At 63.9% G+C, this 22,654-nt stretch carries 17 protein-coding genes and 1 pseudogene; 14 read left to right on the top strand and 4 right to left on the bottom strand.

Annotated elements, in window-relative coordinates; all coding sequences use genetic code 11:
* Positions 1 to 17: 17 nt before the first annotated feature.
* A complete protein-coding gene (locus ACK1U9_RS02000; RefSeq protein WP_085598659.1) occupies positions 18 to 1,604 on the top strand; it encodes an ABC-F family ATPase in 1,587 nt (528 codons plus the stop codon).
* Positions 1,605 to 1,951: 347 nt separating this feature from the next.
* A complete protein-coding gene (locus ACK1U9_RS01995) occupies positions 1,952 to 3,145 on the top strand; it encodes an MFS transporter (protein ID WP_085598657.1) in 1,194 nt (397 codons plus the stop codon).
* Here ACK1U9_RS01995 and ACK1U9_RS01990 read toward each other — a convergent pair.
* Positions 3,107 to 4,153, bottom strand: a complete 1,047-nt coding sequence (locus ACK1U9_RS01990; RefSeq protein ID WP_108481694.1) for an alpha/beta hydrolase family protein — start codon at positions 4,151 to 4,153, stop codon at positions 3,107 to 3,109. The two genes, ACK1U9_RS01995 and ACK1U9_RS01990, sit on opposite strands and share 39 nt — an antisense overlap.
* Before the next feature lie 200 nt (positions 4,154 to 4,353).
* On the opposite strand from ACK1U9_RS01990, the gene yghU reads away from it, so the two are divergent.
* The 6 genes from yghU to ACK1U9_RS01960 all read left to right on the top strand — a co-directional run bounded on the left by yghU (position 4,354) and on the right by ACK1U9_RS01960 (position 11,520).
* Positions 4,354 to 5,193 (top strand): glutathione-dependent disulfide-bond oxidoreductase, encoded by an 840-nt coding sequence (yghU, locus tag ACK1U9_RS01985; RefSeq protein WP_085598653.1) that lies wholly within the window; start codon positions 4,354 to 4,356, stop codon positions 5,191 to 5,193.
* Between the two features lie 139 nt (positions 5,194 to 5,332).
* Complete coding sequence (locus tag ACK1U9_RS01980) at positions 5,333 to 7,036, top strand: amidase (protein WP_449109640.1); 1,704 nt, start codon at positions 5,333 to 5,335, stop codon at positions 7,034 to 7,036.
* A gap of 184 nt (positions 7,037 to 7,220) precedes the next feature.
* Positions 7,221 to 7,895, top strand: a complete 675-nt coding sequence (locus ACK1U9_RS01975) for a PAS domain-containing protein (RefSeq protein ID WP_153671096.1) — start codon at positions 7,221 to 7,223, stop codon at positions 7,893 to 7,895.
* Positions 7,892 to 8,809 carry a pyridoxal-phosphate dependent enzyme gene (locus tag ACK1U9_RS01970; protein WP_449109639.1) on the top strand — a complete coding sequence of 306 codons (918 nt, stop codon included), beginning with the start codon at positions 7,892 to 7,894 and terminating at the stop codon, positions 8,807 to 8,809. Before ACK1U9_RS01975 ends, ACK1U9_RS01970 begins: the two co-directional genes overlap by 4 nt.
* A gap of 337 nt (positions 8,810 to 9,146) precedes the next feature.
* Positions 9,147 to 10,244, top strand: a complete 1,098-nt coding sequence (gene nspC, locus ACK1U9_RS01965; protein ID WP_025338965.1) for a carboxynorspermidine decarboxylase — start codon at positions 9,147 to 9,149, stop codon at positions 10,242 to 10,244.
* Between the two features lie 31 nt (positions 10,245 to 10,275).
* On the top strand, positions 10,276 to 11,520 hold the full coding sequence (locus ACK1U9_RS01960) for a saccharopine dehydrogenase family protein (protein WP_003248123.1): 1,245 nt from the start codon (positions 10,276 to 10,278) through the stop codon (positions 11,518 to 11,520).
* A gap of 99 nt (positions 11,521 to 11,619) precedes the next feature.
* Here the strand turns inward: ACK1U9_RS01960 and ACK1U9_RS01955 are convergent, their stop codons facing one another.
* Both ACK1U9_RS01955 and ACK1U9_RS01950 read right to left on the bottom strand, forming a co-directional pair.
* The gene (locus ACK1U9_RS01955; protein WP_449109638.1) at positions 11,620 to 12,666 is read right to left on the bottom strand and encodes a class I SAM-dependent methyltransferase; all 1,047 of its coding nucleotides are present in this window, start codon (positions 12,664 to 12,666) and stop codon (positions 11,620 to 11,622) included.
* A 120-nt stretch (positions 12,667 to 12,786) separates the two neighbouring features.
* The gene (locus tag ACK1U9_RS01950; protein ID WP_322492830.1) at positions 12,787 to 13,650 is read right to left on the bottom strand and encodes a type 1 glutamine amidotransferase domain-containing protein; all 864 of its coding nucleotides are present in this window, start codon (positions 13,648 to 13,650) and stop codon (positions 12,787 to 12,789) included.
* Between the two features lie 118 nt (positions 13,651 to 13,768).
* Between ACK1U9_RS01950 and ACK1U9_RS01945 the strand changes: the two genes are divergently transcribed.
* From ACK1U9_RS01945 to ACK1U9_RS01935, 3 genes and pseudogenes are all read left to right on the top strand, one after another.
* Entirely contained in the window at positions 13,769 to 14,704 is a 936-nt protein-coding gene (locus tag ACK1U9_RS01945; protein ID WP_449109677.1) for a LysR family transcriptional regulator, read from the top strand.
* A gap of 48 nt (positions 14,705 to 14,752) precedes the next feature.
* Positions 14,753 to 16,090 (top strand): UDP-glucose dehydrogenase family protein, encoded by a 1,338-nt coding sequence (locus ACK1U9_RS01940; protein WP_135002691.1) that lies wholly within the window; start codon positions 14,753 to 14,755, stop codon positions 16,088 to 16,090.
* Positions 16,078 to 16,281: pseudogene (locus ACK1U9_RS01935) on the top strand (NAD-dependent epimerase/dehydratase family protein); the annotation flags it as partial. The gene ACK1U9_RS01940 and the pseudogene ACK1U9_RS01935, both read left to right, overlap by 13 nt.
* 328 nt (positions 16,282 to 16,609) lie before the next feature.
* On the opposite strand, the gene mqo reads toward ACK1U9_RS01935, so the two are convergent.
* On the bottom strand, positions 16,610 to 18,187 hold the full coding sequence (mqo, locus tag ACK1U9_RS01930; RefSeq protein ID WP_108481702.1) for a malate dehydrogenase (quinone): 1,578 nt from the start codon (positions 18,185 to 18,187) through the stop codon (positions 16,610 to 16,612).
* A 146-nt stretch (positions 18,188 to 18,333) separates the two neighbouring features.
* Here mqo and ACK1U9_RS01925 point away from each other — a divergent pair, with 146 nt between their 5' ends.
* Genes ACK1U9_RS01925 through treS form a run of 3 tightly spaced genes read left to right on the top strand, consistent with a single transcriptional unit; the run spans position 18,334 to position 22,525 of the window.
* Positions 18,334 to 19,554 (top strand): putative DNA modification/repair radical SAM protein, encoded by a 1,221-nt coding sequence (locus ACK1U9_RS01925; protein ID WP_108481703.1) that lies wholly within the window; start codon positions 18,334 to 18,336, stop codon positions 19,552 to 19,554.
* Entirely contained in the window at positions 19,545 to 20,423 is an 879-nt protein-coding gene (locus ACK1U9_RS01920) for a TIGR03915 family putative DNA repair protein (RefSeq protein WP_108481704.1), read from the top strand. The genes ACK1U9_RS01925 and ACK1U9_RS01920 overlap by 10 nt, the downstream gene beginning before the upstream one ends.
* A 35-nt stretch (positions 20,424 to 20,458) precedes the next feature.
* Positions 20,459 to 22,525, top strand: coding sequence for a maltose alpha-D-glucosyltransferase (gene treS, locus ACK1U9_RS01915; RefSeq protein ID WP_046616572.1), 2,067 nt, complete (start codon positions 20,459 to 20,461; stop codon positions 22,523 to 22,525).
* Positions 22,526 to 22,654 lie beyond the last annotated feature (129 nt).

Genomic DNA, 22,654 nt, shown 5'->3' with positions numbered 1-22,654 from the left:
ACTGATAGGTAAGCCCTTTGATCTCCACCGCCAACATCACCATGCAGTTCGGCTCCAAGCCGCTGTTCGAAAACGTTTCCGTCAAATTCAACAACGGCAACCGCTACGGCCTGATCGGCGCCAACGGTTGCGGCAAGTCGACCTTCATGAAAATCCTCGGCGGCGACCTGGAGCCGTCCGGCGGGCAAGTGATGCTCGAGCCGAACACGCGCCTTGGCAAGCTGCGCCAGGACCAGTTCGCCTACGAGGAATTCACCGTGATCGACACGGTGATCATGGGCCACGGCCAGCTGTGGAAGGTCAAGGCCGAACGCGATCGTATCTACTCGCTGCCGGAAATGACCGAAGAAGACGGCATGGCCGTCGCAGAGCTGGAAACCGAGTTCGCCGAGATGGACGGCTACACCGCCGAATCCCGTGCCGGGGAGCTGCTGCTGGGCCTGGGTATTCCGCTGGAGCAGCACTTCGGCCCGATGAGCGAAGTGGCGCCGGGCTGGAAGCTGCGTGTGCTGCTGGCCCAGGCGCTGTTCTCGGACCCGGACGTGCTGCTGCTCGACGAGCCGACCAACCACCTGGACATCAACACCATCCGCTGGCTGGAAAGCATCCTCACCGCGCGTAACAGCACCATGGTGATCATTTCCCACGACCGGCACTTCCTCAACAGTGTCTGCACCCACATGGCCGACCTCGATTACGGCGAGCTGCGCGTATTCCCGGGCAACTACGACGAGTACATGACCGCTGCCACCCAGGCGCGCGAGCAGCTGCTGTCGGACAACGCCAAGAAGAAAGCCCAGATCGCCGAACTGCAGACCTTCGTCAGTCGCTTCTCGGCCAACGCCTCCAAGGCCAAGCAGGCCACCTCGCGAGCCAAGCAGATCGACAAGATCCAGCTGGCCGAGGTCAAGCCGTCGAGCCGCGTGAGCCCGTTCATCCGCTTCGAACAAACCAAAAAGCTGCACCGCCAGGCCGTCACCGTCGAGAAAATGGCCAAGGCCTTCGACGACAAGGTGCTGTTCAAGGACCTGAGCTTCACAATCGAGGCTGGCGAGCGTGTCGCGATCATCGGCCCCAACGGTATCGGCAAGACCACCCTGCTGCGCACCTTGGTCGGTGAAATGACCCCGGACAAGGGTGAGGTGAAGTGGACCGATAGCGCCGAAGTGGGCTACTACGCCCAGGACCACGCCCACGACTTCGAAGACGACATGACCCTGTTCGACTGGATGGGCCAGTGGACTTCCGGCGAGCAAGTGATCCGCGGCACCCTCGGGCGCATGCTGTTCTCCAACGACGAGATCCTCAAGTCGGTGAAGGTGATTTCCGGTGGTGAGCAAGGCCGCATGCTGTTCGGCAAGCTGATCCTGCAGAAGCCGAACGTGCTGGTGATGGACGAGCCGACCAACCACCTGGACATGGAATCGATCGAGGCGCTGAACCTGGCGCTGGAAAACTACCCGGGCACCCTGCTGTTCGTCAGCCACGACCGTGAGTTCGTGTCGTCGCTGGCCACGCGCATCATCGAGCTGTCGGCTGATGGCGTGGTGGACTTCAGCGGTACCTACGACGATTACCTGCGTAGCCAGGGTGTATTGGTCTGATTGATGGGGCGGCCTGGCCATCTTGTATGGCTGGGCCGGCCTCTTCGGGGGCATGCCCGCTCATGCAGGTACTGCATTCCTGGATTGTGCAGTACCTGTGCGCTGCGCTGTCGCGTAGAGAGTTGAATTCGCAAGCGACCCGCGTACCCTGTGGGAGCGGCTTTAGCCGCGAAGAATCCAACGCGGTGCATGGCACCGGCTGCGCCGGTGTTCGCGGCTAAAGCCGCTCCCACACGGTCCCGGCTAATTCAATGAGTTATGTGCAGTTAATTCGTTAGCCTGCTTTCATTTCCTCCGCGCAACGGCCATGATGGGGCACGCCCAACCGCCCGCCCGCGAACGAGCCCATGACCGCGCAACAACCCGCCCCCGCCAGCAACACGCTGCAAATCACCCTGCAGATCCTGTCGATCGTTTTCTACACCTTCATTGCCTTCCTCTGCATCGGCCTGCCGATCGCCGTGCTGCCCAGCCATGTGCATGACCAACTGGGGTTTGGCGCGGTGGTCGCCGGGCTGACCATTGGCCTGCAATACCTGGCCACTTTGCTCAGCCGCCCGTTTGCCGGGCGGGTCGCCGATACCCTGGGGGGCAAGCAGGCCATTCGCTTCGGTTTGCTGGGGATTGCCGGCTGCGGGGTGTTGACGCTGCTGTCAGCCTGGACCCTGTCGCTACCGCTGCTGAGCCTGGCCCTGTTGCTTGGCGGGCGACTGCTGCTGGGCGTCGCCCAAGGGCTTATCGGCGTGGCCACGCTGAGTTGGGGCATCAGCCAGGTCGGGCCCGAGCACACCGCCAGGGTAATTTCCTGGAACGGTATCGCCTCCTATGGCGCCATCGCCATTGGTGCCCCCTTGGGTGTACTGGCCGTGGACGGGCTGGACTTCAGCGTACTGGGGCCGGCATTGATGGTGCTGGCGGTATTGGCCCTGCTGGTACTGCGCAAGCGGCCGGACGTAGTGGTGGTACGCGGTGAGCGCCTGCCCTTCTGGTCGGCCTTCGGCCGGGTCGCACCCTGCGGCCTGGGCCTGACCCTGGCCTCTATCGGCTACGGCACCCTGACCACTTTCGTCACACTGTATTACCTGGAGCGCGGCTGGGCGGGCGCGGCCTGGTGCCTGAGTGCCTTCGGCGTGTGCTTCATCATCTCCCGGCTGCTGTTCGTCAATGCGGTCAACCGTTTTGGTGGCTACAACGTGGCGGTCGCGTGCATGGCCACCGAAGTGCTCGGCCTGAGCCTGCTGTGGCTGGCACCGTCGCCGCCGTGGGCGCTGATCGGTGCCGGGCTTACCGGTTTCGGGCTGTCGCTGGTGTACCCGGCGCTGGGAGTGGAAGCGATCAAGCAGGTACCCAGCAGCAGCCGCGGCGCAGGGCTCGGCGCCTACGCGGTGTTCTTCGACATGGCCCTGGCCATCGCCGGGCCGGTGATGGGCGCGGTGGCCGCGCACCTGGGTTATGCCTCGATCTTCAGCGTGGCCGCCCTGCTCGCCCTGGCCGGTGTCGGCCTAACGCTGTTGCTGGCGCGGCGCGCCGCTCGCGGCTGAACGCTCGGCCGGCTGCGGTGCGCCCAACGTCTGGCTGAAGAACACCGCGGCATCACGTTGCAGGGAATGGTGGATGTGCCGACGATCCACGCCTGCGGCATCCTGGCACAGCGTCGGCATCCGCACGGACTGTTCGGCATCGCAATGGGCCATGAACACGAAGTGCCCGGCACCGGCCAGCAGGCGATAGTCCGGCGTCACCGGCAGCTTGCGGGCAAGGGCTTCGGCGTTGCGGTCCACCGCCACCAACTGGTCGCTGTCGCCACTGTAGATCAGCGCCGGCACCCGTACCCCGGCCAGGGCATGGCGCCCGAACAGCAGGCTGAGCGGTGCCATCAGCATCACCGCCCCCACCCGCTGGTCGGCCTCTGGCACAAGCTCGCTGCGGTCGGCAATCATTACCCCGTGGGTCTTGCAGGCGTCGGCGTCGCCAGGGCGCTCCAGGCAGTACTTGCGCAGGCGGTCCAGGTCGGGGCGCGCGCCTGAGAGGATCAAGGCGGTTTCACCACCGGCCGAGTAGCCGATCACCCCAACCTTGCCACCGTTCAGATAAGGCCCCAGCAAGGCGTCATCGCGGGCGGCCGTAATCGCGGCACTGATTTGCAGCGGCCGGCCATACAGGTTGCTCAGGGTGCCCAGGCGGCTGTGGTCGCGGGCGTTGTCGCCGGGGTGGACCACCGCCACCACGATAAAGCCCTGGCGCGCCAGCGACGTCGCCAGGTAGTGCAAGGCCAGCGGGCTGCCGGTATTGCCGTGGGACAGCACCAGCAACGGGTACTGGCCCAACGCGACCGGCGCCTCTTCGCTCACTTCGATCGGGTAACCATCTATGCGGCTCATGCGGGTAGTGCCGATGGCCGGGTAGAACGCCAGCGCCTGCATGGGCTGGGCGTCGACTGGGTCGGGTAGCGTCATGTGGTGCAGGCCGGCAACCCATGGCGCAGCCTGGGCGTGGGCCAGCAGGCTGCCGAACAGGGCCAGCGTCAGCATGCAGCGTGAGAGCGTCATCGGCCGGCAGCTCCTTGCAGGGCGAAGAGATAGCCCAGAATAGAACCGGCCTGAGTTGCACCGGATGAAACCTGAATGAAACCGAAGTCATGCAATGCATGCCCGCGCCCTATGCATTTGCGCTTTTCGTCGAACCCGTGGCATAGATGCATGTCCACGTCTTTACGTGACCGTTTCGCGCCATTTAAGGAGATTCATGCATGAGCAAGCCCGCCTACGTGCCACCCAAGGTCTGGCGCAACGACGCAGCGTCCGGTGGCCAGTTCGCCAGCATCAACCGCCCGGTTGCCGGCCCGACTCACGACAAGGAGCTGCCGCTGGGCAAGCACCCGCTACAGCTGTACTCCCTGGCCACGCCCAATGGCGTCAAGGTCACCATCGCCCTCGAAGAGCTGCTCGCGCTGGGCCACCCGGGCGCCGAATATGATGCCTGGTTGATCCGCATTGGCGAGGGTGACCAATTTTCCAGCGGCTTTGTCCAGGTCAACCCCAACTCGAAGATCCCCGCCCTGCTCGACAACAGCGTCGAGCCGCCAGTGCGGGTGTTCGAGTCGGGTTCGATCCTGCTGTACCTGGCGGAAAAGTTCGGTGCCTTGTTGCCGAAAGCGCCAGCTGCACGCACCGAAAGCCTGAACTGGCTGTTCTGGCAAATGGGCGCGGCGCCGTACCTGGGCGGGGGCTTTGGCCACTTCTATGTGTATGCGCCGGAAAAGTTCGAGTACGCGATCAACCGCTTCACCATGGAAGCCAAGCGCCAGCTCGATGTGCTCGACCGCCGCCTGGCCGAAAGCCGCTACCTGGGCGGCGAGGAATACAGTATCGCCGACATTGCCGTGTGGCCGTGGTATGGCCAGCTGGTGCGCGGCAACCTGTATGGCGCGGCGGAGTTCCTGGCGGTGGACGAATACCCGCATGTGCAGCGCTGGGCCGAAGAGATTGCCTTGCGCCCGGCGGTGCAACGTGGCACACGAGTGAACCGGACCTGGGGGGATGAGGCCAGCCAGGTGCCGGAGCGGCATGCAGCGGCAGACCTGGATTGAGCTGCAATCGGGGCCGATACAGGCCCCGACAATGCCCGCCTGCAAAAAACCATTTGCCCCCGCGCAAACCTGCGCCCGCCAAGCCCTTCTTGTACACTCCTCGCATTAGCCCCCACCTGCACATTTTTTTGGTGAACGCATGATCGAGGTAACCGAGGTTTCCATTGCCGAGCTGCGCGACGCGCTCGAGTCGGGCCGCACGACGGCGGTCGAGCTGGTCCAGGCCTACCTGGCGCGCATCGACGCCTACGATGGCGCCGACACCGCTACTGCCCTGAACGCCGTGGTGGTGCGCAACCCCGAGGCGCTTAAAGAGGCCGCAGCCTCCGATGCCCGTCGCGCCAAAGGCCAGGTCCTGAGCCCGTTGGACGGCATCCCTTACACCGCCAAGGACAGCTACTTGGTCAAAGGCCTGACCGCTGCCTCCGGCAGCCCGGCCTTCAAGGACCTGGTGGCCCAGCGCGACGCCTTCACCATCGAACGCCTGCGCGCCGCCGGCGCCGTGTGCCTGGGCAAGACCAACATGCCGCCCATGGCCAACGGCGGCATGCAGCGCGGCGTGTATGGCCGCGCCGAAAGCCCGTACAACGCCAACTACCTGACCGCACCGTTCGCCTCGGGTTCGTCCAACGGTGCCGGCACCGCCACCGCCGCCAGTTTCAGTGCCTTCGGCCTGGCCGAAGAAACCTGGTCCAGCGGCCGTGGCCCGGCGTCCAACAACGGCCTGTGCGCCTATACCCCGTCGCGTGGGGTGATTTCGGTGCGTGGCAACTGGCCACTGACACCGACCATGGACGTGGTGGTGCCCTATGCCCGGACCATGGCCGACCTGCTGGAAATCCTCGACGTGGTCGTAGCCGACGATGCCGACAAGCGCGGCGACCTGTGGCGCCTGCAACCCTGGGTGCCAATCCCGGCGGCCTCGACAGTGCGCCCGGCTTCGTACCTGGACCTGGCCGTGGATGCCAGCGCGCTCAAGGGCAAGCGCTTCGGCGTGCCGCGCATGTACATCAATGCCGATGCCGAAGCCGGTACTTCCGAGAAGCCTGGCATCGGCGGCCCCACTGGCCAGCGCATCAACACCCGCACCACGGTGATCGACCTGTGGCAACAGGCCCGCCAGGCACTGGAAGCGGCCGGTGCCGAAGTGCTGGAAGTGGACTTCCCGCTGGTGTCCAACTGCGAGGGCGACCGCCCGGGCGCGCCGACCGTGTACAACCGCGGCATCGTCAGCAAGGAATTCCTGCATGACGAGCTGTGGGAGCTGTCGGGCTGGGCTTTCGACGACTTCCTGCGCGCCAACGGTGACCCCAAGCTCAACCGCCTGGCCGATGTCGACGGGCCACAGATCTTCCCCCACGACCCGGGTACCCTGCCCAACCGTGAGGACGACCTGGCCGCCGGCATGGACGAGTACGTCAACATGGCCAAGCGTGGCCTGAAGACCTGGGACCAGATCGAGACCCTGCCCGACGGCCTGCGCGGCCTGGAGCAGACCCGCAAGATGGACCTGGAAGACTGGATGGACAACCTGGGCCTGGACGCGGTTCTGTTCCCCACCGTGGCCGACGTGGGCCCGGCGGATGCCGACGTAAACCCGGCATCGGCGGACATCGCCTGGAGCAACGGCATCTGGGTGGCCAACGGCAACCTGGCCATCCGTCACCTGGGCGTGCCGACCGTGACCGTGCCGATGGGCGTAATGGCCGATATCGGCATGCCGGTGGGGCTGACCTTTGCTGGCCGGGCTTACAGCGACAATGCGCTGCTGAGCTTTGGAGCGGCCTTCGAGGCCACCGGGTCGCGTCGGGTGATTCCGCCGCGTACCCCGCCCCTGGGCTGAGGGTCAAAGGGGCCGCTTTGCGGCCCATTCGCGGGTAAACCCGCTCCCACAGGGACACCACAGCCCTTGAGAACCGTGAGGTCCCTGTGGGAGCGGGTTTACCCGCGAATGGGCCTGGAAAAGCAAATCGCCTAATTCAACTTTATGTGTAAAAATACACAAAACGTTGATTTTGCGATCTGCCATGCCGATCACCCCAAGCGAAGAACGCCAGCTCACCCTCACCGTCCTCAAGGCCGCCATCCAGGCCCTGGGCAGCGTTGCCGCGCGCAACATGGAAATCCTCCTGCACGACCTCGACCACCCGGAACACTCCGTGGTGGCGATCGTCAACGGCCATCTTTCCGGGCGCAGCGTCGGTAGCCCGATCCTCGCCGCCCCGGAACAGGACCAGGGTTTCAAGGCGCTCATGCAGGCATCGGCCGATCAGCACGGCTGCGAGCCGGTGGTGCTGCCCGATTACCCCACCACGCTGAAGGGCCGCACGCTGCGCAGCGCCACGGCCATCTTTCGCGACAGCACCGGCCACCCCTTCGCCAGCCTCTGCGTCAACACCGACGTCACCGGCCTGGACGCCGCCATGAACTTTCTTCAGCAGTTCCAGCCGCTAGGGGCCACACCTGCCGTCACTGAACCCGCCGACATGGAACTGCTGATGAGCGAGATAATCCACGCGTCCCTGCAGCGCAGCGGCCAGGGGCGAATGAACAAGCAGGCCAAGGTCGAGGCCGTGCGCGTGATGCAGGAGCGTGGCCTGTTCATCGTCAAGGGCGGCGTGGAAAAGGCCGCCAGTGCCCTGGGTGTGACCCGCTACACCGTATACAACTACCTCGAGCAACTACGCGGAGCCAGCCAATGACCTTGCATGTCCACACCCCCCTGATCGAGTCCCGTCCGCTGTCGCTGGCTGCGGGCAGCAACGTCTGGCTCAAGCTCGACGCCCTGCAGCCCTGCGGCTCGTTCAAGCTGCGCGGCGTGGGCCACGCCTGCGAGGTGCACCATGCTCGCGGCGCGCGGCATTTCGTGTCTTCCTCGGGCGGCAACGCCGGCCTGGCAGTGGCCTATGCCGGGCGCAAGCTGGGCGTGCCGGTGACCGTGGTAGTGCCCGAGACCACCACTGAGCGGGCCAAGGACCTGCTACGCCTGGAGGGCGCCAGGGTGGTGGTGCATGGCAGCTCCTGGCAAGAGGCCAACGCCCTGGCGCAGACCTTGGTCGGCCCGGATGACGCCTTCATCCATCCATTCGATGACTCGCTGCTGTGGGCCGGGCATGCCAGCCTGGTGGATGAGGTGGCCGAAGCCGGCGTGAAACCGGATGCCGTTGTGTTGTCGGTAGGCGGCGGCGGTTTGCTCAGTGGCGTGGTCGAGGGGCTGAAACGCAACGGTTGGGACGATGTGCCTGTGCTGGCGGTGGAAACCGAAGGTGCAGCATCGCTGCATGCGGCCATTCAGGCGGGGCATTCGGTGGAGCTGGAGCGTATTGCCTCGGTGGCGACGTCGCTGGGGGCCAAGCGTGTGGCTGACCAGGCGCTGGTGTGCGTGCAGCAGCATCCGGTGCACAGCCACCTGGTCACTGACCGCGCTGCGCTGGAAGCCTGCGAGCGGTTCCTGCTGGACCATCGCGTGCTGGTGGAGCCTGCATGTGGGGCGGCTTTGGCGTTGGTCTATGCAAAGGGCGCCCTGGCGCAGTACCAGAATGTGCTGGTGGTGGTTTGTGGCGGGGCTACCGCCACGCTGGAGCAGATCCAGGCATGGTTGCAGCAGGTTGATTGAGGTTGCCTGTACCGGCCTCTTCGCGGGAAAACCCGCTCCCACAGACTGGACTGCGCAAGGTCTGAAGCAAGCGCATTCCCTGTGGGAGCGGGTTCACCCGCGAACACCGGCGGAGCCGGTGCCATCCAAATGCAACACTCATCGGATTCTCCTTGCGGCACCCGGTTGCTGCTTACGATAGTCACATGCCGCTGTTCTACTGAGCCCGCCGCAACCGGAAAAATCCTCTCGCAACGGCGTAAACCACGACGAAATGCGTAACCCACCCTTTCGGTCTGCGGCAAGTGAAGGCACAATGCGTGTCCTTTTTTTGGCCGGCCTGGCCGGGGGCCTTTAAATGATCAAGACGCCGTACTACCTCATCGATAAAACCAAGCTGCTGGGCAACATGGAGAAGATCGCCTACGTGCGCGAACACTCCGGTGCCAAGGCCCTGCTCGCCCTCAAGTGCTTTGCCACCTGGTCGGTCTTCGACCTGATGCAGCAGTACATGGACGGCACCACCTCTTCGTCGCTGTACGAGCTCAAGCTCGGCCGCCAGAAGTTCGCCGGCGAAACCCACGCCTACAGCGTGGCCTGGGCCGACGACGAGGTCGAGGAAATGCTCGATAACTGCGACAAGATCATCTTCAACTCGATCGGCCAGCTGCAGCGCTTCGCCGAACAGTCCGAAGGCAAGGTCCGTGGCCTGCGCGTCAACCCGCAGGTCAGCAGCTCCGACTACCTGCTGGCAGACCCTGCCCGCCCGTTCAGCCGCCTGGGCGAATGGGACCCGGCCAAGGTCGAACAGGTGATCGAGCAGATCTCCGGCTTCATGTTCCACAACAACTGCGAAAACGGCGACTTCGGCCTGTTCGACAAGATGCTCACGCACATCGAGGAGCGCTTCGGTCACCTGCTGCACAAGGTCGAGTGGGTAAGCCTCGGTGGCGGGATCCACTTCACCGGTGAAGACTACGCGCTGGACGCCTTCTGCGCGCGCCTGAAAGCCTTCTCGGAAAAGTACGGCGTGCAGGTGTACCTGGAGCCGGGCGAAGCGGCCATCACCAACAGCGCCTCGCTGGAAGTGACCGTGCTCGACACCCTGTACAACGGCAAGCACCTGGCCGTGGTCGACAGTTCGATCGAAGCGCACATGCTCGACCTGCTGATCTACCGCCTCAACGCCAAGATGGCCCCCAACGACGGTGCGCACACCTACATGGTCTGCGGCAAGTCGTGCCTGGCCGGCGACATCTTCGGCGAATACCAATTCGATCGTCCGCTGGCCATCGGTGATCGTCTGTCGTTCGTCGACGCGGCGGGTTACACCATGGTCAAGAAAAACTGGTTCAACGGTCTGAAAATGCCATCCATCGTGGTCAAGCAACTCGACGGCAGCGTCGAAGTGGTGCGCGAGTTCGGTTTCGAAGACTACGTTTCCAGCCTGTCGTAAGACCGGCTTTCAGTAAGGAGCAAGGGATAAATTGAAGAAGAACGTTCTTATCATTGGTGCAGGAGGTGTCGCCAAGGTGGTGGCCCACAAGTGCGCGCAGCATAACGACGAACTGGGTCGTATCGCCATCGCGTCACGGAACATCTCCAAATGCCAGGCCATCATCGACAGCGTCAAGGCCAAGGGTAGCCTCAAGGTACCCGCCGACATCCAGGCCTTCTCGCTCAATGCCCTCGATGTCGAGGCAACCAAGGCGCTGATCCGCGAGACCGAATCGCAGATCGTGATCAACGTTGGTTCCGCCTTCCTCAACATGTCGGTGCTGCGTGCCTGCATCGATACCGGTGTCGCCTATCTGGACACCGCCATCCACGAAGAGCCGGGCAAGATCTGCGAGACCCCGCCGTGGTACGGCAACTACGAGTGGAAACACCTCGAAGAGTGCCAGGCAAAGAACATTACCGCCATTCTCGGCGTCGGTTTCGACCCGGGTGTGGTGAACAGCTACGCCAAGCTGGCGCAGCAACAGTATTTCGACAGCATTGACTCGATCGACATCCTCGACGTCAATGCCGGTTCGCATGGCAAGTACTTCGCCACCAACTTCGACCCGGAAATCAACTTCCGCGAGTTCACCGGGCAAGTGTGGAGCTGGCAGAACAGCCAGTGGACCAGCAACACCATGTTCGAAGTCAAGCGTACCGACGACCTGCCGGTGGTAGGTTCGCAGAACCTGTACCTGACCGGCCACGATGAAGTTCACTCGATTTCGAAGAACCTCAACGTGCCGAACGTGCGTTTCTGGATGAGCTTCGGCGAGCACTACATCAACGTGTTCACCGTGCTGAAAAACCTGGGCCTGCTCTCCGAGCAACCGGTGAAAACCGCCGAAGGCCTGGAAGTGGTACCGCTGAAAGTGGTCAAGGCCGTGCTGCCGGACCCAGCCTCGCTGGCCCCGGGCTACACCGGCAAGACCTGCATCGGTGACCTGGTCAAGGGCACCAAGGATGGCCAGCCGCGCGAAGTGTTCATCTACAACGTGGCCGACCACGAAGAAGCCTACGCCGAGACCGACAGCCAGGGCATTTCCTACACCGCCGGTGTACCGCCAGTGGCTGCCGCCCTGCTGGTCGCCCGTGGCGAGTGGGATGCCAAGCGCATGGTCAACGTCGAGGAGCTGCCAGCCGAGCCGTTCCTCAAGGCGCTGGACGTGATGGGCCTGCCGACCCGCGTCAAGGATGAAAAAGGCGATCGTCCCTGGGACGCTGAAGCCTAAGCAGCAAGAAAGAGGGGCGCCATCAAGGCGCCCCTTCTGTTTTTGCAGGCCCGGCCCTTTCGCGGGTGTGCCCGCGAAAGGACCGGCACAGGCTTAACTCTACTTCCGAGCCTCCAGAATGAGGTTGAACGGCGTCTGCGTCGCCCGCCGGAACCGGCTGAACCCCGCCTCCTCGAACACCGCCCGCAACCGCGCTTCCCCCGCCTGCGCGCCCAGCCCCAGCCCCACCTCCTGCGACAACGAATTGGGCGTGCAGATAAACGTCGATGCCGCATAGAACAAGCGCCCGACCGGTGTCAGGTTGCCATCCAGCGAGTCCTCGGCATAAGGCTCCACCAACATCACCGTGCCGTCTGCCTTCAACGCGCGGTAGGCATGTTTCGCGGCCCCCACCGGGTCACCCATGTCGTGCAGGCAATCGAAGAAGCACACCAGGTCATGGTCATGCCCCGGGTAGTCCTTGGCACTGGCCTGCTGGAAGCTCACACGCCCCGCCAACCCCGCCTCGCGGGCCCGCTCGTTGGCGGTGACGATGGAAGGCCCGTGGTAGTCGTAGCCGACGAAGGTGGATGCCTGGAACGCCTGGGCCATGACCAGCGTCGAAGCACCGTGCCCACAGCCCACATCCGCCACCTTGGCGCCCGCCTGCAGCTTGGCTAGCACGCCCTCCAGCGCCGGTAGCCATTCGGCCACCAGGAAGGTGCGATAACCCGGCCGGAAGAACCGCTCGGTGCCACTGAACATGCAGGGGTGATGGTCACCCCAGGCCAGCCCGCCGTCGCCGCGCATGGCCGCGACCAGCTTGTCCTTGTCATGGAACAGTGCTGCCACCACTGCCGCGCCACCGGCCATGTAGGCCGGCGAATCCTCCAGCGCCAGGACCATGGCCTGCTCTTCAGGCAACACGAAAAGGCCCTTGTCATGCACCATGTAGCCCGATGCGGCCTGGGCGCTGAGCCATTCGCGCACCAGCCGCGGGTGGCAGCCGGTCTTTTCCGCCAGCGCCTCGGGGGTGGTCGGCTGGCTGTCGGCCATGGCCCGGTACAACCCCAGTTCGTCGCCAAGAATCACGTTGGCCAATGTCGCCGCCGCGCCCATGTCGCCCACCAGCTTGCCCATGAAGTCGTGAAGCCTTGCCTCGTCCATGACCTGCCCTCCTCTGCAAAGAAGGCCATCGCCAGCGAGGGACATCCGCTCCGGGGAGGCGGTGGTCGGTTGAATGGTATCGGCCTGCCGAGCGTTGCCCGGTGCAGGCCACTTGTAAGTCTAGATGCCTTGATCAGAGGGCTTTGCCTGCCCAGCCAACTTTTCCAGCAATACTTTGGCCAGTGCCTTGTCCGAGAACGGGTTCTGCCCGGTGATCAGTTCGCGGTCCACCACCACATTGGGCTGCCAGGCCTTGGCGTAGCCCATGTCGCCTCCTGCCATTGCCATGGCGTTGGCCGGGTAGAACAACAGCCGCTGGTCCTTGAGCGAACTCTCGAACACCTGCTCCTCCGGGTCGGAGAAGATGGTCATCCTGTAACCCTTGTACAGCCAGTCGGTGGCTGCCGGCTTTTCACCACGCGCCAGCGCCGACTGGTAGCTCGCCGGGTCCTGCTGGGCCGAGAGCAAGGCAATGGGGCCGTGGCAGATGGCGGCTGTGGGCTTGCCGGCCTGGTGGAAATGCCGCAGCAAGGCGCCCACGTCCGGGTTGTTGGCCAGGTCGATCAACGGCGCATGGCCGCCGGGGATGAACAGCCCGGCATAGCGCTCCAGATCACCTGCCAGGACTTCCTTCACCGACAGGGTATCGTCAATGCCCGGCAGGCCTTGCACGACCTTCTCGATCCGCCGCATCTCCGCCGCATCACCGGCAAAGTAGCTTGGATCGATCGAACGCTGGTCGACGCGCGGGGCATTACCCTTTGGGGTAACCAGCACCAGCTTGTAGCCAGCCTTGAGCAACTGGTCGGCAGGCACGCCGAACTCGTTGAGGTAGTAGCCGGTGGCGTAGCGCTTGCCCTCCTGCAGCGGCAGCTGGTGCTCGCTGGACAACAGCACCAGCACTTCACCTTTGGGCGCAGCGTGTGCGCCGGCGGCGAGCAGGGTGCCGGCAACAGCCAGGGCAAGCCGGGACATCTTGGTCATGCAACAATCTCCTGATCAGGCAAATAGAATCGTCCGCTCATGTTGGCGGGATGCGTCCATGCTAGTGGCAAGGCTATGATTCGATAATTCGAAAGCCCTCATGTCTGCGATCCATAAAATGAATATCTCCAGCAAGGACCTCAACCTGCTGTACCTGTTCCATGTGCTGTATCAGGAACGCAACGCCACCCTTGCCGCCCAGCGCATGGCGCTGAGCCAGCCTGCGCTCAGCCACAAGTTGAACAAGCTGCGCCATCAGTTTGGCGACCCGCTGTTCGTGCGCGCGCCCAGGGGCCTGACCCCGACACCACGTGCCCACGAACTGGCGCCCGAGGTAGAGCGCCTGGTAGTGGGCCTGGAGGGTTTCTATGAACGCTGCGAAGGCCGGGATTTCCTCGCCCGCCCTGCCCGCCTGCACCTGTACAGCACCGACTATGTAGAACAGACGCTGTTGCCCAGGCTGCTGCCGATCCTGCGCAGCCAGGCACCGAACCTGACGCTGGTGACCCACAACACCCGTGGCCAGCTCCCTCGCGAAGAGCTGGAGAAAGGCACCTGTGACCTGGCCGTTGCCGGGTTCTATACCGACCTCCCGGAAACCTTCCACCAACAGCGCCTGCTCACCGAACACTTCGTTGTGCTGGCCTCGCGCAGTCATCCAGCGGCGGACCAGGGCCTGGACCTCGATAGCTTCCTCGCCAGCGATCACCTGCTCACCACCCTCACCGGCGACCTCGATGGCCTGGTCGACCGCGCCTTGCGCAGCCAGGGCATGCAACGGCGGGTCGTGGCTGGCCTGTCGAGCTTCGTCGCCCCCTCGCGCCTGCTGCGCGGCAGCGACCTGCTGCTCACCTGTTTGCGCTCGCTGGCCATCGAAGCCACAGAGCGTGATGACGACCTGCTCATGTACCCGCTGCCGCTGGCATTGCCAGCGATCGAGGTGATGCAGATATGGCACGAACGCACTCACGCCGACCCCTTGCGGCGCTGGTTCCGCCAGCAACTGTGGAGCGCCGCCCAGGAGGCAGGGGCCTGCGCAAGTAACAAGATCTAAACAACGATGTGACATGTTCTTTCAGCTTTCTCGCCAAGGAGCTGTCAAATGAAGGTCACGGTTTTCGGTACCGGCTATGTCGGCCTCACCCAGGCGGTGTGCCTGGCCCAGGTGGGGCATTCGGTGTTGTGCATGGATATCGACGCCGAGCGGGTCGCCAGCCTCAATGCAGGCCATTGCCCGATCTTCGAACCCGGCCTTGCGCCGATGCTGGAGAAGAACCTGGCCTGCGGTCGCCTGCGCTTCACCACCGACGCCAGCGAAGCGGCCAACTACGCCAGCTTGCAGTTCATTGCCGTCGGCACCCCGCCACAGGCCGACGGCAGTGCCGACCTGAAGCACGTATTCGCCGTGGTCGACAGCATCCTCGAACATGCCGACGGTCCCAAGGTGATCGTCAACAAATCCACCGCGCCGGTCGGTACGGTGCACCGCATCAAGGCGCGCATCGCCCAGGCCGTGGCCGACACCAGCCGCTTCCGCGTCGTCAGCAACCCCGAGTTCCTCAAGGAAGGCTCGGCAGTCGATGACTGCATGCGCCCGGAGCGCATCATCATCGGTGGCGCGGAACCAGCCGAGGTAGAACTGCTGCGCGAGCTGTACCTGCCGTTCAGCCGCAACCGCGAAAAGCTCATGGTCATGGATGCGCGCAGCGCCGAGCTGACCAAGTACGCGGCCAACTGCATGCTGGCGACCAAGATCTCGTTCATCAACGAAATCGCCAACCTGGCCGAGCACCTGGGCGCCGACATCGAAATGGTACGCCGTGGCATCGGCTCGGACCCGCGCATCGGCTACGACTTCATCTATGCCGGCTGCGGTTTTGGTGGCTCGTGCTTCCCCAAGGACCTGCAAGCCCTGCGCCGCAGCGCCGAGGCCGAAGGCTTCGAGCCGCAGCTGCTGCGTGCGGTGGAATCGGTCAACGAGCAGCAAAAGGGCCGACTGTTCAGCAAGATCCAGCGCCACTACCCACGCGGCCTGCGGGGCAAGGTCTTTGCCTTGTGGGGGCTGTCATTCAAGCCCAACACCAATGATATCCGCGAGGCCTCCAGCCGGGTCCTGCTGGAGGCGCTGTGGGCCGCCGGCGTGCGGGTACAGGCCCATGACCCACAGGCCATGGAAGAGATCCAGCGCCACTATGGCCCGCGCGCCGACCTGCAACTGGTACCGTGCAAGGACGATGCGCTGCGCGGCGCCGATGCCCTGGTGATCGTCACCGAATGGCAGGATTACCGTGTACTCAACCTGGACAAGGTGCCACAACAACTGGCCGACCGGGTGGTGTTCGACGGCCGCAACCTGTTCGAACCCGAGCACATGGCCGCTGCCGGCCTGACTTACTACGGCATCGGCCGTGGCCAGGTACAGCCAGCATGCCCGTACTGATTACCGGCGTGGCCGGCTTCATCGGCTACCACGTTGCGCGGCGCCTGTGCGAAGCAGGCATCGAGGTGACAGGCATCGACAACCTCGATGCCTACTACAGCGTCAAGCTGAAGCTGGCTCGCCTGCAGCGACTTTTCGGCTTTGCCCATTTCCGCTTCCACACCCTCGACATCACCCACCCGAGCGCACTGCCCAATCACAACAAGACCACAGGTGATCGCGCCACTGCTGCCGTGGCTGCCCAAGCGCTGCCTTTGGGGCAGGCCTGGTGCAGGACGTTCACTGCCATGGCCCTGGTATGGTTCGCGCGCGGCTTCGTCGAGTCGCTGAAGGAAGGCCGCAACCCACACATTGCAAGAGCAGCCTTGTGCTGCGAAGAAGCCGGTACACGCAATGAACAGCCTTTGCCAGTATCGACCTCTTCGCAGCACAAGGCTGCTCCTACAGAACCTCACTGGACCAACGACTCATGCGCAGTTCATGGGAGTGAGCTGCCCGGAAGGGCCGCACGGTATCTTGCTACGGCGTAACGACGCTCTCGGGAGCGCTCAGCTGCAACACCTCGTTGGTGTACGCCCACTCTTTCTGCACCTGGTCCGGGTGGTCGTTTAGGCGAATGCCGTAGGACGGGATGATCTGCCTGATCTTCGCCTGCCACTGCGGCGATGCCATCTTGTCCTTGAACACCTTGCTCAGCACATCGAGCATGATTGGCGGCGCGGTCGAGGCGCCAGGCGAAGCCCCCAGCAAGCCGGCAATGCTGCCATCGCTGGACGCCACCACTTCAGTGCCGAGCTTGAGCACGCCACCCAATGCTTCGTCCTTCTTGATGATCTGCACCCGCTGCCCTGCCTGCCACAGCCGCCAGTCTTCCTTCTTCGCCCCGGGGAAGTAGGTGCGCAACGCTTCGAAACGGTCATCGTCGGATTGCAGCACCTGGCCGATCAGGTACTGCACCAGGTCGAACTCGCGCACCCCGACCCTGACCATAGGCCAGGCATTGTGCACACTGGCGCTGGCGAACAGGTCAAGCAGCGAGCCCTGCTTGAGGAACTTGGTCGAGAAGGTGGCGAACGGCCCGAACAGGATCATGCGCTTGCCATCGAGCACGCGGGTGTCCAAATGCGGCACCGACATCGGTGGTGCGCCGGTGGCGGCGATACCGTAGGCCTTGGCCATGTGACGTTGGGCGATGGCCGGGTTGTCGGTGACCAGGAACGAACCACCGACCGGGAAACCGGCATAGTCCTTGGCCTCATCGATGCCCGACTTCTGCAGCAATGGCAGCGCTGCACCACCGGCGCCGATGAACAGGAACCTGGCGTCGGTGGCAGAGCTGCTACCGTCCTTGAGGTTCTTGTACTCGACATGCCAGGAGCCGTCGTCGTTGCGGGTGATGGCTTGCACTTCGCTCGACAGCTTGAGGTCGAAGTTCGGCCGGGTCTGCAGATAACCCACGTACTGCCGGGTGATTTCGCCAAAGTTGACGTCGGTGCCGATCGGCGTCCAGGTCACGGCCAGTTTCTGGTTGGGGTCACGGCCTTCCATCATCAGCGGTACCCACTTGCGGATCTGTTCGTGGTCCTCGGAGTACTGCATGGGCTTGAACAGCGGGCTTGCCTGCAGCGCCTCGTAGCGCTTCTTCAGGAAGCGAATGTTGTCGTCGCCCCAGACGAAGCTCATGTGCGGGGTGGTGTTGATGAAGGAATGCGGGTTCTTCAACACGCCCTGCTTCACCTGCCAGGCCAGGAACTGGCGGGTGACCTGGAACGACTCGTTGATCTCTACCGCCTTGCTGATATCGATCTTGCCGTCCTTCTCCGGGGTGTAGTTCAGCTCGGCCAGGGCCGAGTGGCCGGTGCCGGCGTTGTTCCAGCCGTTGGAGCTTTCTTCGGCGACCTTGTCCAGGCGCTCGACCATTTCCATCGACCAACCCGGCTCCAGCTCATTGAGCCAGACGGCCAGGGTTGAACTCATGATGCCGCCGCCCACCAGCATGACATCGACCTTCCTGGTTTCCGCGGCCTGGGCACCCAGCATGCCGAATGCCAAAGCCAGCCCGGTCAGCGCCACTGCCGGCTTGATGGTGATCTTCATAACCTCTCCCTTGCCTCGTTGCCATCCGTAGGTTCAGCCACAAGCTTAGATGACGGATTCAGTCGGGCATGGCCGGCGCACAATCACTTGCAATCCGTCACATCTCAAAATACTGTATGAATATTCAGTATCACAGGTCAGCCGCCATGCAACTCATCGCCAAACTCGGCATCCTTGCCGATGCTGCCAAGTACGACGCATCCTGCGCCAGCAGCGGCGCGCCCAAGCGCAACTCGCGCGGGGCTGATGGCCTGGGTGCAACCAATGGCATGGGCATCTGTCACAGCTACACCCCCGACGGGCGCTGCGTCTCGCTGCTCAAGGTGCTACTGACCAACTTCTGCCTCTACGACTGCCAGTATTGCGTCAACCGCCGCTCCAGCAACGTGCCACGCGCGCGCTTCAGCCCCGAGGAAGTGGTCCGGCTGACCCTGGATTTCTACCGGCGCAACTGCATCAGCGGCCTGTTCCTCAGCTCCGGCATCATCCGCTCGGCGGACTACACCATGGAGCAGCTGATTCGTGTGGCGCGGCTGTTGCGCGAAGAGCATGAGTTCCGCGGCTACATTCACCTAAAGACCATCCCCGATGCCGACCCGCTGCTGATCGAAGAGGCCGGGCGCCTGGCAGACCGGCTCAGCGTCAACATCGAGCTGCCGACCGACGCCAGCCTGAAACGCCTGGCACCAGAGAAACAGGCGCACACCATTCGCCAGGCCATGGGCGTGATCCATCAGGGCCAGCAAGCCGTGGCCCACGAACCCAAGGCGCCGCGCTTTACCCCGGCCGGGCAAAGCACCCAGGTGATCGTCGGGGCCGACAGCACCGACGACAGCACATTGCTGCGCAATGCCGAATCGCTGTACCAGGGCTACGGCCTCAAGCGCGTGTACTACTCTGCCTTCAGCCCCATCCCTGACAGCCCCGACAGCGTTCCCCTGGCGGCGCCACCGCTGCTGCGCGAGCACCGCCTGTACCAGGCTGACTTCCTGCTGCGTGGCTATGGCTACAAGGCCGGCGAACTGCTGGGCCAGAGCGGCAACCTGGCACTGGACATCGACCCCAAGCTGGCCTGGGCGCTGGCTAACCGCGAAGTGTTCCCGCTGGACGTGAACCGTGCCGAGCCAGCGCTACTGGCGCGCATCCCCGGCATCGGCCTGCGCAGCGTGCAGCGGCTGGTAGCCCTGCGACGCGAACGGCGCATTCGCTACGATGACCTGATCCAGCTGCGCTGCGTACTGGACAAGGCGCGGCCGTTCATTATCACCAGCGACTACCGCCCGGCCCAGGCCGAGCTGCGCAGCGGCCTGCTGAGAGCGCGCTTGCGTGAGCCGCAGGCGCCGGTGCAGATGGGCTTGTGGGGATGATCGCGCTCGACTGCGACGGCCTGTTCGCCACCTGGCGTGACCAGGCCCGGGTGTTGCTGGGGCATGGCATCGACCCGTCGGAAGTGACCTGGGCGCAAGGGCCAGTGGCTGATTTGCTGGCCGTACCGACAGCGCTGCCTGAGGGCTCCGGTCCGTTTCGCGCCAAGGTGCCAGCGGCGCTGCTGAGCCAGCTGGAACAGGCCGCCCGCTACCGTGGCGAGCACCGCTGGAACCTGCTTTACGAAGTACTTTGGCGGGTGGCCCATGGTGACCGCACTGCAATGCTGGCGGGTGACCGACTGGGTAGCGAGCTGCAAAGACGGATCAAGCAGGTCAATCGCGAAGCACACCACCTGCATGCGTTTGTGCGCTTCGTGCCACTCCCCGAAGTTTTGGCCGAACAGCTGCAACTTGACCTGGTGGCCTATCACGAGCCGGCGCATGACGTTCTGGAAAGCGCCAGTGCGCATTTCGCTGACCGCCTTGGGCGTTTGCGCTGGGTGATTGCCACGGCGCACGACGGCATACGCTTCGATGGCCAGGCATTCGACTACCAGCGCCAGTGCCCCGAACCCTGGCGCCAGTGGGCCCGCAACGCCGAAGACCCTGGCGCCGAATTATGGCGCACCTACTATCGTCATACCTTCAACCCTGCGCGCCTCAACCCCGACGCCTTGCGCCTGCACATGCCCGGGCGGTTCTGGCGACATTTGCCGGAGGGCATGCTGATTCCGCAGCTTGAAGGCCTGGCTCGCCAGGGCAAGCAACGGGACGGCCAAGCCCTTGAAGTCGCCTCCCAGGCTGGCAAACAGATCAGCAAGCCCACGAACATTCTCAAGCCGAACGATCAGCCGCCACAACCGTCATAACCTGAGCCGCTGCCGACACGCAAAGAGGACGCGAAATGACCCAACCCGACCCGTCATACGTCAAATGGCTCGAAGACCGCGCCATGCTCAGGGCCTCCCAGCAACGCACCCATCTGTACTCGGGCCAGTCGCGCCTGTGGCAGCAACCCTACGCCGAAGCCCAACCCCGACGCGCCACTGAAATCGCATCGGTCTGGCTGACCGTCTACCCCGATGCCATCATCGCCCCCGAAGGCTGTTCAGTGCTCGGTGCGCTGGCCCACGAAGCGCTGTGGAAGCGCTTGTCGGAGATCGGCATCCAGGGCCTGCACACCGGCCCGATCAAGTTGTCCGGCGGCATTCGCGGGCGTGAACTCACACCCAGCGTGGACGGCAACTTCGACCGCATCAGTTTCGACATCGACCCGCTGTACGGCAGCGAACAGGAGCTGATCCAGATGAGCCGCATGGCCGCCGCGCACAACGCCGTGACCATCGACGACCTGATCCCCTCGCACACTGGCAAGGGCGCCGACTTCCGCCTGGCCGAACTGGCCTACGGTCCCTACCCGGGGCTGTACCACATGGTCGAAATCCGCGAGGAAGACTGGCCGCTACTGCCCGAAGTGCCTGCCGGGCGAGATGCGGTCAACCTGCTGCCGGCCCAGTGCGACGAACTCAAGGCCCGCCACTACATCGTCGGCCAACTGCAACGGGTGATCTTCTTCGAACCAGGCGTGAAGGAAACCGACTGGAGCGCCACACCGCCGGTGACCGGTGTGGATGGCAAGACCCGACGCTGGGTGTACCTGCACTATTTCAAGGAAGGTCAGCCGTCGCTGAACTGGCTGGACCCGACCTTCGCCGCCCAGCAGATGATCATTGGCGATGCCCTGCACGCCCTGGACTGCCTGGGTGCGCGCGGCCTGCGCCTGGATGCCAACGGCTTTCTCGGCGTGGAGACCCGCGCCAGCGGCACTGCCTGGTCGGAAAGCCACCCGCTGTCGATCGTCGGCAACCAGCTGATCGGCGGCATGATCCGCAAGGCCGGCGGTTTCAGCTTCCAAGAACTGAACCTGACCCTCGACGACATCGCGCAGATGTCCAGAGGCGGTGCCGACCTGTCCTACGATTTCATTACCCGGCCGGCCTACCAGCATGCACTGCTGACCGGCGACACCGAGTTCCTGCGCCTGATGCTCAAGGAGATGCATGCCTTCGGCATCGACCCAGCTTCGCTGATCCATGCCTTGCAGAACCATGACGAGCTGACCGTGGAACTGGTGCATTTCTGGACCCTGCATGCACATGACATGTACCTGTACAAGGGCCAGACCTTGCCCGGCGGCATCCTGCGCGAGCACATCCGCGAAGAGATCTACGAACGGCTGTCGGGCGAACATGCGCCGTACAACCTGCGCTTCGTCACCAATGGCATATCCTGTACCACGGCCAGCCTGATCGCTGCTGCACTGGGCATCCGCGATCTTGGGCAGATCGGGGTGGCAGAAATCGAGCTGATCCAGAAGGTGCACCTGCTGCTGGTCATGTACAACGCCATGCAGCCAGGTGTGGTGGCGCTGTCCGGCTGGGACCTGGTGGGCGCCCTGCCCTTGCCCGCCGAAGCGGTCGCGCAGCGGATGCTCGATGGCGATACCCGCTGGATTCACCGCGGCGGCTACGACCTGGCCGGGCTCGAGCCGCAGGCTCAGACGTCTGTGCGCGGCATGCCCCGTGCCCGGGCGCTGTATGGCAGCCTGGACAGCCAGCTGGAAAACGGCAATTCGTTTGCCTGCAAGGTGAAGAAACTGCTGGCGGTGCGTCAGGCCTATGGCATCGCCACCAGCCGCCAGGTGCTGGTGCCCGAAGTCAGCAGCCCCGGCTTGCTGGTGATGGTGCATGAGCTGCCGGCCGGGCGTGGCATCCAGATCACTGCGCTGAACTTTGGCCAGGAGGTGATCGCCGAGGAGCTGCAACTGACCGGGTTCACGCCGGGGCCGGTGGTGGACATGATCAATGAAACGGTCGAAGGGGATTTGACCGAGGATGGGCGGCTGATGGTGAACCTGGACCCTTATGAGGCACTGTGCCTGCGGATCGTCAACAGCAGCGGCCATGTCTGAATTGTATTTGCCCCATTGCCTTCGCCGGTGAAGCTCGGAACGGCAGCCACGCGATACCTGTGGGAGATTGCCCAGCCCTTCAGGCCGCGCTGTCGCACAGATAACTGAATTCGCAAGCGATCCTCGTAT

This window comes from Pseudomonas sp. XP1 (assembly GCF_053557675.1).
The sequence above is the reverse complement of the archived record's forward strand: the minus strand, read 5'-3'. Positions and strand labels throughout refer to the sequence as shown.